The organism is Promicromonospora umidemergens (genome assembly GCF_024171995.1).
Classification (GTDB): domain Bacteria; phylum Actinomycetota; class Actinomycetes; order Actinomycetales; family Cellulomonadaceae; genus Promicromonospora; species Promicromonospora umidemergens.
The window spans coordinates 1-12,624 of the sequence record NZ_JAMTCT010000002.1 but is presented as its reverse complement, the minus strand read 5'-3'; the positions used below and the strand labels follow the sequence as shown (position 1 = coordinate 12,624).

The following is a 12,624-nucleotide window of genomic DNA, read 5'->3' as shown; positions in this document are numbered from 1 at the left end:
GCACACTGGCCGCCATGACGATCCCGGACGCCGCCCTGACCGCGCCCGCCCTCGACGTGCTCCGTGAGGTCTTCGGCTACGACGCGTTCCGCGGCGACCAGCAGGAGATCATCGAGACGGTCGCCGACGGCGGTGACGCCCTCGTGCTCATGCCCACCGGTGGCGGCAAGTCGTTGTGCTACCAGATCCCTGCGCTCGTCCGGCACGGCACGGGCGTGGTGATCTCGCCGCTGATCGCGCTCATGCAGGACCAGGTGGACGCGCTGGACGCGCTCGGCGTGCGGGCCGGGTTCCTCAACTCCACGCAGGACCCGGACCAGCGCCGCGCGGTGGAGCAGGCCTACCGGTCGGGCGAGCTCGACCTGCTGTACCTCGCCCCGGAACGGCTCGGGGTCGAGTCCACCGCCCGGCTGCTCGACCAGGGCACCATCGCCCTGTTCGCGATCGACGAGGCGCACTGCGTGTCCCAGTGGGGTCACGACTTCCGCCCCGACTACCTGCGGCTGGGCGAGCTGGCCGAGCGCTGGCCCGGCGTGCCGCGCATCGCGCTGACCGCCACAGCGACCCAGCACACGCGCGAGGAGATCGCCGTCCGCCTGGGCCTGACCGAGGCCCGGCGCTTCGTCGCCAGCTTCGACCGGCCCAACATCACCTACCGGGTGGCCCCCAAGGACAACCCTGGCAGGCAGCTGCTGGACCTGCTGCGCACGGAGCACCCGGGTGACGCCGGAATCGTGTACTGCCTGTCCCGCGCGTCGGTGGAGAAGACCGCCCAGCAGCTGACCGACCAGGGCATCCGTGCCCTGCCGTACCACGCGGGCCTGCCCGCCCACGTGCGGGCGGCCAACCAGTCCACGTTCCTGCGCGAGGACGGCGTGATCATGGTCGCGACCATCGCGTTCGGCATGGGCATCGACAAGCCCGATGTCCGGTTCGTCGCCCACCTCGACCTGCCCAAGTCGGTCGAGGGCTACTACCAGGAGACCGGTCGCGCCGGGCGGGACGGCCTGCCGTCCACGGCGTGGCTCGCCTACGGCCTGGCCGACGTCGTCCAGCAGCGCAAGATGATCGCCGAGTCCGACGGCGACCCCACCCACCGCCGCAGGCTCTCCTCCCACCTGGACGCCATGCTGGCGCTGTGCGAGACCGTCGAGTGCCGCCGCGCCCAGCTCCTGCGCTACTTCGACCAGGACCACCCCGGCAGCTGCGGCGCCTGCGACACCTGCCAGAACCCGCCCGAGGCCTGGGACGGCACCGTCCCGGCACAGAAGCTCCTGTCCGCGGTGTTCCGGCTGGACCGCGAGCGCAACCAGCGGTTCGGCGTGGGGCACGTGGTCGACATCCTGCGCGGGAAGGCCACGCCCAAGGTCACCCAGTGGGCGCATGACAACCTGACCGTGTTCGGTGTCGGCGAGGACCTGTCGGAGGCCGAGTGGCGGTCCGTGGCCCGCCAGCTGCTGGCGCTGGGCCTGCTGGAGGTGGACTCGAACCACGGGACGCTGCTGCTCACGGAGGCCAGCACGGAGGTCCTGGGCCGGCAGCGCGAGGTGCGGCTGCGGCGTGACCCGGCCCCGACGACACGTAGCGCACGCAAGCCCGCACGTTCCGGCGGCACCCGCCCGGAGGCGGCACCGCTGTCGGACGCCGACCAGCCGGTCTTCGAGCGGCTGCGGGCCTGGCGGGCCTCGGCCGCCAAGGAGCAGGGCGTGCCCGCCTACGTGGTGTTCCACGACGCGACGCTGCGGACCGTGGCCGCGGAGCGTCCGGCGGACCTGGACGCCCTGAGCGGGATCAGCGGCGTCGGCCAGGCCAAGCTGGACCGGTACGGCGAGGGCATCCTGGCGGCGCTGCACGCTCAGGAGTGACCACGGCATCGGTCGTCACGGAGGCGGTGGCGGAGGTGGCGGCGGCCGGCGCCCGCAACGCCACCTCGGCCCGCCCGGTGTCGTGGTCCTGCCGCGTCAGGTCCCTGGCATGGCCGGCAGCGGCGGGAACGTCACCACCAGGGGGTGCGGCACCAGGATCGAGCGGTCTGGTTTCCCGGACCCGGCGGGAGCCGTGCGCCCAGGTAGCCACACCAGTGCCGGGTGCACGGGGCCGTCGCCGGCCCGGTCCTTGAGCCAGGCGGCACCCTCCCCCACCCAGGTGAAACCCGGCCGTCCGAGGGCCGCACGATAGATCTCGCCCGCGCGAACCGGGTGCCGTTCCGCAAGGTCCCGGAGAGCGAAGTCCGGCACCTGTCCCGCGTCCAGGAGCGCGGACACCTCGCGCACCGCCGACGCGTCGACCGGTGCCGTCGACCGGTGCAGCTTCCCGAGCATCCCGTACGGAGCCGCGAGAAGGCGCAGTCCGTGGACCGGGTCGTGCACGGGATACCACGTCCCGCCGTCGGGCCGTGGCTCGCCGTCCGGCCATGGCTGGTCCAGGGCCTCACGCAGGTCACACAGGTCACGCTCCAGCGACAGACCGGGCCACCAGGCGTCCCAGAGCTCCGACGACTCCCAGAGCTCGTCGAGGAGATCGACCAGCCGGGCGCCGGACACGGGCGCGCCGTTCCGCCCGAACAGGCGCAGAAACTTCCGGTGCTGTACCTGGAGCGTCGCGCGTGCCTGCTCGACGATCGCCGGATTGCGGAACGGCAGAGCCGGCGCGCCGCGCACCAGCTCGGCCATCAGGCCGAGCATCGCCTGCCGCTCTCGTGCCGCGTACACGTCGATGTCACCCGCCAGCATCCACGCGTCGCCGACCGGGAGGACGTGTCCGGCGACGTACCGCCCCGTCCGCAGGTCCGCGCGGCCCAGCGGCGTCCTCGGGTCGGCGTACAGCGTGTACTCCAGGTCGTCCCCGAGACAGCGTGCCCGTACTCCTGCACCGGTGCGGCGCAGGATCTCGAACACGCAGTGGGCACCACCTGTGCGCCACGCCTCGAGCAGGCGCCGATCCTGATCGGTCAGGTCTGCGGACCAGTCGGCGTAGCGGTCGATCAGGCGCATCCCGTACGGCGGCACGTCGAAGACGATCTGTGCCACGGCCTGGAGCACCCGTCGGTCGCCGTGATGGTGCGTGCACGTCCCGGGTTCGCGAGGCCCGTGCATCTGGGCCAGGCGGCGCACGTTGGCAGCGGTGCGCTCCGCGAACGGCGGGCTCGTCGCGTACTCCAGGAGCCTCGCGTACAGCTCCGACGCGTGGCGCAGCTCAGGTCGTGTCTCTTCGGTCGTGGATTCCATACGATGATCATCCGACATCATCAACACGAACAGGCGGCTTTATCCACAGTTCTATGGTGGCTCGCACCAGGAGCCATAAGGTCAGGGCATGTTCCCCTGGCTCGAGATCGGAGGGTGGCTAGGTTCCGCCCTCATCGTGCTCTCCCTCACGCAGGCGCGTGTGCTCCGTTTCCGCTGGCTCAACCTCACCGGTTCCCTCGTCGCGACCGCCTACAACGCGATCCTCGGGATCTGGCCGTTCGTCGCCATGAACGCCGCGATCAGCCTCATCAACACCTACTGGCTGTGGCGGCTGAACCGCGAGCGCCACGACGCCGCCGTGTACGAGGTGGTCGAGGTAGCTCCCGACGACGCGTACCTGCTGCACGTGCTGCGCACCCACGCCGCGGACATCGCGACGTTTGCCCCGCGGTTCGCGCCGGTGCCCGAGCCCGGCGAGGAGCGTTCGGCGTTCCTGGTGCAGCGCGGCGACGAGACCGTTGGCGTGGTGGAGGTGCGCGACGCCGGGGACGGGGGGGGCGTCGTCGAGCTCGACTGGGTGACCAAGCGGTTCCGCGACTTCACGCCCGGCGAGTTCGTGCACCGCCGCAGCGGGATCTTCGCGGCGAAGGGGTTCGACCGCGTCGTCGTACCGCAGGCGGGCGGGAGCGACCGCGCCTACCTGCGCGGCGTCGGCTTCCGTCCCGAGGGTTCCGCGTGGGTGCGGGACGTCGTGGCGGGCGCGGAGGGCTGACCCCGGACGGGAGGGGTGGCAGGTCCACCGGTAGGGTGCGGTTCGCACGCGCCGTCGCCGTCGGGCACGAAGGGAATCGCAAGGGTGTACGACCAGGTCACGTCAAGCCGGCGCTCGCCGCTCAGCATCTTCGTGTGGGCGCTGGCCGTCCTGCTGGCGCTCGCCGCAGTGGTCGGCACGGGCTGGGTGCTGACCCGCGACCTGTCCGGCTCGCAGGCACAGGCCGGGCAGAGCACTCCGCCGGCCGCGGGGACACCCGAGGCGAGCCGGGTGAGCGCCCCTGCCGACCCGGACCCGTCGCCGACGACGGACTCCCCGTCCGCCTCCCCCACACCGACGCCGACGCCGGCACCGGCACCGCCGACCGTCGTCGCCCTGCGGGGTGCCGCCTCCGGGCGATGTCTCGACGTGCCCGGTGGTGCGGCTGTCGATGGTGCTGCGCTGCAGATCTACGACTGCACGGGGGCCGCAGGCCAGCAGTGGACCGCGTCCGCTTCCGGAGAGCTGCGCACGCTGGGGACGATGTGCCTCGACGACCCGAGCGGCGGAGAGTCCGGCGCGCCGGCCAGCATCTGGACCTGCCACGGTGGCGCGAACCAGCAGTGGGCACCGCAGGCCGACGGCACCGTGCGCAACGCGGCCACGGGGCTGTGCCTGGACGTCTCGGGAGTGGCCACCGACAACGCGACGCCGGTGCTCGTGTACGACTGCCATGCCGGGGACAACCAGAGGTGGTCGGCCTCGTGATCTCGTCGGTGGAGTACTGGGTCGGCGTCGGTGACGACGAGCCACCGGCGTGGCGTACCAGGTACTCCCGACCCGTGGACGGTGCGCCCATGCCCCATCCGCGGGGTTGATACTCGTCGACAGCAGCGACAACGACGTCCAGGAGGAACTGTGATTCGACGTACGCGCGCCCACACCGACGGGCCACGGGTCCGGCGTGGACGGGGGTCGGCGCTGACCGCAGCGGCCACCGCCGTCGTGCTGCTCGTCCCGGCCGCCGTGACCGGCGGCTCCCCCGCTCATGCGCAGGAGCCGGCAGCGGCCCTCGACGGCTACCAGGTGGCCTCGCCGGACCGGTCGATCGAGGTCGGTGTCGAGGCGGTCGACGGGACCCTGACGTACGAGGTGGTGCGCGACGGGAGGACGACGGTGCTCGAGCCGTCGGGCCTGGGGTTCCGCCTGCGCGAGCCCGCGCTCGACCTGACGACGGGCCTGACCATCACGTCCGTCGAGCGCAGCGTCGTCGACGAGACCTGGACGCCCGCCTGGGGCGACGACGCGCGGATCCGCAACCACGCCAACGAGCTCACCGTGCACGCCGAGCACCAGGCGTCGGGCGTCGAGCTCGACGTGGTGTTCCGGGTGTTCGACGACGGCGTCGGCTTCCGGTACCACTTCCCCGGGCAGGATGCCCTCGGCGACGACGTGGTCGTGGCGGACGAGACCACGGAGTTCGCCCTGCCCACGGACCTCGCCGCGTACTCGATCCCGGCGGGCACCGCGCAGAACGCGGACGAGAGGCACTACCGCACCCAGCCGCTGCCCGACGTCGCCTCCGCACAGACCCCGATCACCCTCTCGCGCACCCCGGACGACCTTTTCCTGGCGGTGCACGAGGCCGACCTCACCGACTTTCCCAGCATGACCCTGCGCGGCCAGGGCGCGCCCGGCACGCTGGTCGCCGACCTCATCGCTCTGCCGAACGGGGACAAGGCGGTGATCGACGTCGGCGCCGACGGCTTCAGCACACCGTGGCGCACCGTCACCGTCGGGCGGAGCGCGGGCGCCCTCGCGGAGTCCCATCTCGTCGAGAACCTCAACGACCCGTGCGCCCTCTGCGACGTCGACGGCGACGGCGACGGCACGGCGGACACCACCGGCTGGATCGATCCCGGGACGTACGTCGGTGTGTGGTGGGAGCTCCAGCGCCGGCACACGACCTGGGACGCGGGGCCGAGGCACGGCGCGACGACGGAACGCATCAAGGAGTACGTCGACCTGGCCGTCGAGGCAGGCGCGAAGTACGTCCTCGCCGAGGGCTGGAACGAGAACGCCGGCGGCAGCTGGACCAACCAGGACTTCGTCACGCCCCAGGCCGACGTCGACCTCGACGAGGTGCTGGCCTACGCCGCGGAGAACGGTGTCGGCTTCATGGCGCACAACGAGACCCGCGGCTACGTCGACTACTACGACGAGCACATGGACGAGATCTTCGCCCAGTACGAGGAGTGGGGAATCCACGCGATCAAGACCGGGTACGCGACCCGGTTCGAGCTCGGGGGCGTTGGCCGCAGCCACTACGACCAGGAGGCGGTGCAGCACTACCAGCGGGTGATCGAGACCGCAGCCCGGCACAAGATCACGATCAACGCCCACGAGTCCATCAAGCCGACCGGCCTGTCGCGCACCTACCCGAACATGATGACGGGCGAGGGCGTCGCAGGCATGGAGCAGCACAACTACAAGGGGGCGAACGGCAACCCGCCCGAGCAGGCGACGATCCTGCCCTTCACACGCTGGATCGGCGGCCCTGCCGACTACACCCCCGGCGTTCTCGCCGTCACGTGGGATCCCGCCGACCTCGGTACCCGTGTGCAGTCGACGACGACGAACCAGCTCGCGCTCTACCCGACGTTCTCCAGCCCGCTCCAGATGCTCGCCGACACGCCGGAGAACTACGCCGAGCACGCCGAGGCCTTCGCCTACCTCAAGGACATGCCCACCCGGTGGGACGAGTCCCACGTGCTCGACGCCGCGATCGGGGATCACATCGTGACGGCCCGCCGGAACGGGAGCACCTGGTACCTCGGCTCGATCACCGACGAGCAGAACCGTACCGTGCGGGTTCCGCTCACCTTCCTGGACCGCCGTACCACCTACGTCGCCGACATCTACTCCGACGCCGCGGACACCTCATGGAAGGGGAACCCGACCGCCGTCGAGGTGACGCACGCTCTGGTCGACTCCGCCGACACGCTCGAAGCCTCCATGGTCGGTGCCGGCGGGCAGGCGGTGAAGCTGCGGAAGGCGACCGCGGCAGACCTTGAGGAGCTGCCCGACTACGCTGCCTCGTCCTTCGCGCTCGACGGGACGCCCGAGGTCTCCTACGACCCGGTCGCCGACACCGTGACCGTCACGGTCACCGTCCGCAACGACGGGACGACCGTGGGCCAGGCCGCTGTCGCCGTGGACGGTGACGTCGTGCCGGAAGCCACCGCACGCATCGGCGGCGGCCGAACCGGGACGTCCACGTTCGACATGCCGGCCGACGCGGTCCCTTACCGGGGCGCGAACGAGCTGAGCGTCGTCGATGCCGACGGGAACTCCGGCGGCTCCACCACGGCCGAGCTGCTTCCCCGCCCCGACGGCCAGCTGCTCGACCTGCTGGAGCGCCAGACCCGGCACCTGGCGCCCGCCAGGGCAGCCCTCCTCGTGGAGCACGCAGAGCAGGCCCTCGCCGCGGCAGAGGAGGGCGACTTCCCCGCGACCCGCCGGGCGATGCAGGCGATCCGCCACGTCACGCTGACGTCGAGCGCCGATGACGTCCCTGTGGAGCCTGCTACCGAGATCGAGGGAGCGGTCGAACCGTTCCTCGGCGAGGCCGCTGGACTGTTCGGCATCCTGAGCCTGGTCCGCGACGCCGAGCGCGCCGGCGCCGTCGACGAAGCTGTCGCGGCAGCGCTGCGCGAGCCCGCCGCAGCGGCGGCGACCCACGCACGCACCGGGGACTCCGCGGCTCTGGCCGCGGCCCTCCAGGACCTGGCGAGCCGGATCGAGACCGCCGAGGGGGACGAGGAGACTCTCGCGACGCTGCTCGCGGCCGTCGAGGCCCAGAGCGCGGAGCACGTCGGCGAGGCCGAGGCCGGCGCGCTCGTGGGGGGCGCTCGGACGACCACCGAACACCCCGGGTACACGGGCACCGGGTTCGTCCGGGACCTCACCCGAGCGGGCGCCGGCGTGCGGTTCACGTACGAGGCGGCCGTGCCGACGACCGTCGAGCTTTCGTTCCGGTACGCCAACGGGATGGTCGTCGCCCCGCTCGACCGGCAGCTCTCCGTATCCGTCGACGGCGGAGCTGCGCGGCAGGTCGCGTTCCCGAACCTGGGGCAGGACGCCGACCGGTGGCGTCGCTGGGCCTACTCCCCCGGCCTGCCGATGACGTTGGAGCCCGGCCGGCACGAGATCTTGCTGCACCACGCCGCCGGCGACACCGGCCACGTCAACCTCGACCATCTGCGGGTCACGGCGACGCCGGGAGTCCTGCCGAACGGCAAGGTCGAGGCCTGGGCGGCCGGAACGGCCTACACCGCGGGCGACCTGGTCTCGTTCGACGGCTCGCTCTGGGACGCGTCGTGGTGGACGCGAGACCAGGCGCCTGGCGGCTCGGCGGACGGGCCGTGGCAAGAAATCACCGAGACCTTCGACGGCACCGCTGTGTGGACGCCGTCGCGGATCTTCGACGACGGCGACTTCGTGCTGCACGACGGTGCGCTGTACGAGGCGAGGTGGTGGACCCGGCACCAGGAACCCGGCGGCGCCGACGGCCCCTGGCGGCCGGTCGGCTGACGCCACCGGGGACGCCCGTCGCTACGGGTCATGCCCGTAGCGACGGGCTATCTTGCGGGCTGCGACCCGGCCAGCTCGCGAAGCGCCTCGACCACCAGGGCATGGTCGTCCTGCTGGGCCAGACCCGAGACGGTGACGACGCCCACGATTCCCACCCCCGAGACGCGCACGGGAAAGGCTCCGCCATGTGCGGAGTACTCCTGGAACGCAAGGCCGTGGTCGGCGTTGAAGTCGCGGCCCTTGGCCCGCGCACGGAGGCCCACCAGGTACGACGACGCTCCGAACCGGTAGACGACCCGCACCTTGCGCTCGATCCACGAGTCGTTGTCAGGCGTCGTGCCTGGCCGTGCGGCGTGGAAGACCTGCTGCGTGCCCTTGCGGATGTCGACGGCGACGGGGAGGTCGCGCTCGGTCGCCAGCTCGACCAGCCGCACGCCGAGGTGCCAGGCCTGGTCGTGCGTGAACGCGGTCAGGACGAGCTCGGCCTCCTGGGCCTCGACCTCGGAGACGGCTGCGGTGACATCGGATTCGCTCATGCGCCCATCCTGCCCGGACTGAACGATCGAAGGAGGGCCTGTCCGAATCGTCCGAACTGCTTTAGACTCAGAAATTCGGGGAGTCAGGAAGCGGCTCCAGGTCCGTAACGGATCTGGGAGGTTCACGTGCCATCCATCTACCAGCCTCGGGGCGTATCCGCGGACGACCCCCCAGGTGCCATCGGCGCCCACCAGGCGGACGAGGCCGTGTCCCCGGCGCTCCTTGGCGAGACGATGATCGAACGGGCCAAGACCGTTGTGGTCGTGGCCCGGCGGTGCGACGAGGACCAGGCCGCACAGATTCTGCTCGACGCCGCCAGCAAGGCCCACATCCCGGTGCGGATGGCCGCCGACCAGGTCATGAGCGCGCTGCAGGCCGACGACGACCGCGCAGGCATCACGCAGGACTCGCTGGCACACGCGCTGGGCTCAGTCCGGCCCGTGGAAGGCCCGCGAGGCCAGGACCCGCTGCCGAGTGGACCGTCGACCGACCAGGCCGCCTGACCGGACCGAAAGCTACACCGCGGCTTCGGCGACCTCGTCGCTCCGGCCGTACCTGCCGAGCGGGATCGGCTCGACCCATCCGTCGGGCGCGGGGTCGACGGCGGTCGACCAGTACCGGCCTGCCCTCGAGTCGCATGAGCAGGAACCTACCGGGCACCGCGCGGCGGCGCCGGCCGGCCCTGGTCAGGACGCCGGGTCAGGACGTCCCGAACCGGGCCGAGACGTGATAGACCCCGCCGCCCCAGCCGTCCTCCGTGAAGGCGTCGGTCATGCGGAGGTAGACCGCGTTGTCGGGCCCGAGGTAGGGCGTCAGGTCAAGGGTGTGGTCGGCCTTGTTGGAGCTGTCCCGGATCTGCTCGTCCTCGGCCAGGACCGTGGTCCAGCTCTCCCCGTCCGGCCCGACGTCGACCACGTACTGGTTGTCGATGGTCAGGGTCGCCTCGGCCGAGGTGGCCTCAGCGGGGAACGGGAACTTGTAGACGAAGTGGCTGGTGCCGTCGGCGAACCGGCTGCCGACGTGGCTCAGGCCCGAACCGCCTGCGTCCCAGAGCCACGCGAGCTCCTGCGTCGACCCGGCGTCGAAGTCGATGGCGCTCGCCACCTGGATCGTGGCCCGGGTGGTGTAGCTGAGCCCAGGCCTCGCGGTGACCGTCACGGTCACCGGATAGCTGCCGTCCTCGGTGTCCGGAGGCACCGAGACGTCCAGCGGGACGCTCGTCCTGGCGGGGGTGCTGTCGCCTGCCGGATCCAGGACGACCCTGTCCCGCACCGGGTCCACGGTCCAGCCGTCCGGACCGCTGGCGCGCACGTCCACGCGGACCGGCCGCCGGCCCGGGGACGTCGCCGCCACCTGGACCTCGGTGCGCACGGACGACTCGACGCCCGGGCTGGGCATCATGACCAGCTGCGTCGGTGACATGGTCGCCGACAGGGACCGGCGAGGCGTCTCCTGCGGGACGTCGGCGATCAGTGCGCTGAGCGCGCTGGCCTGGGTGCGCCAGTCGAAGACGTTCGGGGACGCCTCGCTGCTCGCCCCGGTCCAGCGCAGGCCGAGCCGCTCGGAGGAGTCGCGGTCGTTCGCCCAGATGGTCTCGGCCTGACGGTCCACGAACTCCTCGTAGCGCGGCGCACCGGTGGTGTCGGCAAGCTCCGTGAAGTAGCGCATGAAGATGCCCTTGAACTGCTTCTGGTTGTCGTCGCACGTCCGGCCCAGCGGGTCGCACGACTCGGTCAGCACGCCGTCGGTGACCAGCTCGTCCGACTCGAGCGCGGCGTCGGCCAACCGCTGCGCGGCGGCCAGCAGCTCCGGGTCACCGGTCGCCCGCCACAGCTCAAGGGGGGCGCCGATCGCCAGTCCCTGGTTGTAGCTCCAGACCGTGTCGCCGTTGCTGGCGCAGTCGTCGGTCAGGCCGTCGTTGACCAGGCCCTCCGCGTTGATCATCCCGCTGCCGACATACCAGTCCCAGGCCTCCTGGGACCGCTCCAGCCAAGCGGTGTCGCCGGGGATCCGGTTGTGCAGCTCGGCCGTGAGGCGGACCCACTGACCGTTCGTGACGGCGTTCTTGTACGTACGCTCCTCGTTCCACCAAATGCCGCCGCCGCAGGTGCTCGGGTCCCAGAAGCCGTGCATGAAGTCGGCGATGGTGCCCGCCATGTCGAGGTACTTCTGGTCACCCGTCAGGTCGTAGGCGGTGACCCAGTTCAGCGCCCACCAGCCGGCGTCGTCGATGGCCCGGCTCGTGAAGTTGCCGTAGATCTCGTCCGTGGACCGCTCGCCGGCCGGGAACGGGCCCTTGTTGGTCTCGAAGCTGTGGTCCAGCTCGTCGACATAGCTCCGGTCGCCCGTGCGCTTCATGTAGTCGCCGATGGTCTGCAGTGCGACCGCGGAGTTCCACCAGCTCGACGGGAACCAGGCCTTCTCCTCGTCGTAGGAGTCCAGCAGGACCTCGGTGGCGACCCGTGCACGGGCGACCTCGGTCGCCCCGGCGGACGCTGAATTCTGTGGAGGTGGGGCCGCCTGGACCGCGACCACCGGCTGCAGGCCGACGAGCACGACGAGGCTGAGCAGGACAAGGCGGATGCGACGCAGCATCGTCATCGATGAGCTCCTCCCCCGGGCGCGACGTTGCATCCCGGATTCAGGACAAAACTTACATTACAAAAGGGTGAAATGCACCCACCTGTGCGGAGACCTCACGCGGACCTCAGCGATGATCGCTCAGGCCGTCGGGCCGGGGGCTCGATACCGGTCGACTCCCACTTCCGCTCGCTCTTCTGCGGTGGGCAGATTGCTGGGTGTCGTGTCAGTGGTGGCGGCTAGAGTCGAACACAGGTCCGCAGGGTTAGCACTGGTCGCACTGGTGACAGGAAGACGGGGGTGGTTGGCATGTACGCAGGACGGTCCTACGGCCGCGGGATGCCTGACGGCGCTGCACCGGGTGACCTGCCGGCCGAGCTGGAGACCGACCTGGCGGGCGGCCCGCCGCCCGACTTCGAGCCCAGCGCAGGACCGGACTGGCCGCCTTCCGTCGTGCCGGTCATCTTGTGGCCGGTAGAGGTCCTTCAGCAGGCACTGACCGGTGCGCCGGGCGCGCAGCTGGCCCGGATCGTCGCCGAAGCCACGGACCGGGCCACCGAGATGGACCCCGATCTCCTGGCCGACCTGCCCGATGACGCGTTGGGTGATCTGGTCACGGCGTGTGGGCGGCTGCAGTCCTGGGCCGCAGGCGTGCAGGCCCGGGTCGTGGCCGAACGCGCCGCCCGGGAGTCCCACGCGCTCGCGCACGCCTCGCTGGTCGGACAGGTCACCAGCGAGCTCGTGATCACCGAGAGCGAGGCCGCCGAGGTCGTGATCCGCGGGGAGTCCGGTGCCCAGCACCCCACCGTGATCACCGCACTGATCACCGGCCGTATCGATGTCCGTAAAGCGCACACCCTGCTGCGCTCGGCGTCGCAGCTGACCTTGGCCGAGCGGGCCGAGGCGATCGAGCGGTTCCTTCCCCAGGCACCCCGCCGGACGTGGAAGTGGCTGCAGACCCGGATGCTCGCATTC

At 71.3% G+C, this 12,624-nt stretch carries 8 protein-coding genes and 1 pseudogene; 6 read left to right on the top strand and 3 right to left on the bottom strand.

Features of this window, described 5'->3' with window-relative positions:
- The first annotated feature begins 14 nt into the window (after positions 1-14).
- Positions 15-1,865, top strand: coding sequence for a DNA helicase RecQ (gene recQ, locus APR04_RS03575; RefSeq protein ID WP_253868033.1), 1,851 nt, complete (start codon positions 15-17; stop codon positions 1,863-1,865).
- A 96-nt stretch (positions 1,866-1,961) separates the two neighbouring features.
- On the opposite strand, the gene APR04_RS03570 is transcribed toward recQ, so the two are convergent.
- Complete coding sequence (locus tag APR04_RS03570; protein ID WP_253868032.1) at positions 1,962-3,227, bottom strand: hypothetical protein; 1,266 nt, start codon at positions 3,225-3,227, stop codon at positions 1,962-1,964.
- A gap of 88 nt (positions 3,228-3,315) precedes the next feature.
- Between APR04_RS03570 and APR04_RS03565 the strand changes: the two genes are divergently transcribed.
- The 3 genes from APR04_RS03565 to APR04_RS03555 all read left to right on the top strand — a co-directional run bounded on the left by APR04_RS03565 (position 3,316) and on the right by APR04_RS03555 (position 8,532).
- Positions 3,316-3,960, top strand: coding sequence for a hypothetical protein (locus APR04_RS03565; RefSeq protein WP_253868031.1), 645 nt, complete (start codon positions 3,316-3,318; stop codon positions 3,958-3,960).
- A gap of 84 nt (positions 3,961-4,044) precedes the next feature.
- Positions 4,045-4,707: an RICIN domain-containing protein gene (locus tag APR04_RS30915; RefSeq protein ID WP_253868030.1), complete on the top strand. Its 663-nt coding sequence runs from the start codon at positions 4,045-4,047 to the stop codon at positions 4,705-4,707.
- 150 nt (positions 4,708-4,857) lie between these two features.
- A complete protein-coding gene (locus APR04_RS03555; RefSeq protein ID WP_253868029.1) occupies positions 4,858-8,532 on the top strand; it encodes a glycoside hydrolase family 97 N-terminal domain-containing protein in 3,675 nt (1,224 codons plus the stop codon).
- Positions 8,533-8,579: 47 nt separating this feature from the next.
- Here the strand turns inward: APR04_RS03555 and APR04_RS03550 are convergent, their stop codons facing one another.
- A complete protein-coding gene (locus APR04_RS03550; RefSeq protein WP_253868028.1) occupies positions 8,580-9,068 on the bottom strand; it encodes a heme-degrading domain-containing protein in 489 nt (162 codons plus the stop codon).
- Between the two features lie 126 nt (positions 9,069-9,194).
- Here APR04_RS03550 and APR04_RS03545 point away from each other — a divergent pair, with 126 nt between their 5' ends.
- Entirely contained in the window at positions 9,195-9,572 is a 378-nt protein-coding gene (locus APR04_RS03545) for an ANTAR domain-containing protein (protein ID WP_253868027.1), read from the top strand.
- Positions 9,573-9,768: 196 nt separating this feature from the next.
- Here the strand turns inward: APR04_RS03545 and APR04_RS03540 are convergent, their stop codons facing one another.
- Positions 9,769-11,670 (bottom strand): glycoside hydrolase family 76 protein, encoded by a 1,902-nt coding sequence (locus tag APR04_RS03540; protein WP_253868025.1) that lies wholly within the window; start codon positions 11,668-11,670, stop codon positions 9,769-9,771.
- 288 nt (positions 11,671-11,958) lie between these two features.
- Between APR04_RS03540 and APR04_RS03535 the strand changes: the two are divergent.
- A pseudogene (locus tag APR04_RS03535) lies at positions 11,959-12,624 on the top strand (HNH endonuclease); the annotation flags it as partial.

Excerpts from the sequence above, each read along its gene's own strand:
- APR04_RS03550 (WP_253868028.1), bottom strand. The coding sequence starts at position 9,068 with ATGAGCGAATCCGATGTCACCGCAGCCGTCTCCGAGGTCGAGGCCCAG.
- APR04_RS03540 (WP_253868025.1), bottom strand. The coding sequence starts at position 11,670 with ATGACGATGCTGCGTCGCATCCGCCTTGTCCTGCTCAGCCTCGTCGTG.
- APR04_RS03565 (WP_253868031.1), top strand. The coding sequence starts at position 3,316 with ATGTTCCCCTGGCTCGAGATCGGAGGGTGGCTAGGTTCCGCCCTCATC.
- recQ (WP_253868033.1), top strand. The coding sequence starts at position 15 with ATGACGATCCCGGACGCCGCCCTGACCGCGCCCGCCCTCGACGTGCTC.
- APR04_RS03570 (WP_253868032.1), bottom strand. The coding sequence starts at position 3,227 with ATGGAATCCACGACCGAAGAGACACGACCTGAGCTGCGCCACGCGTCG.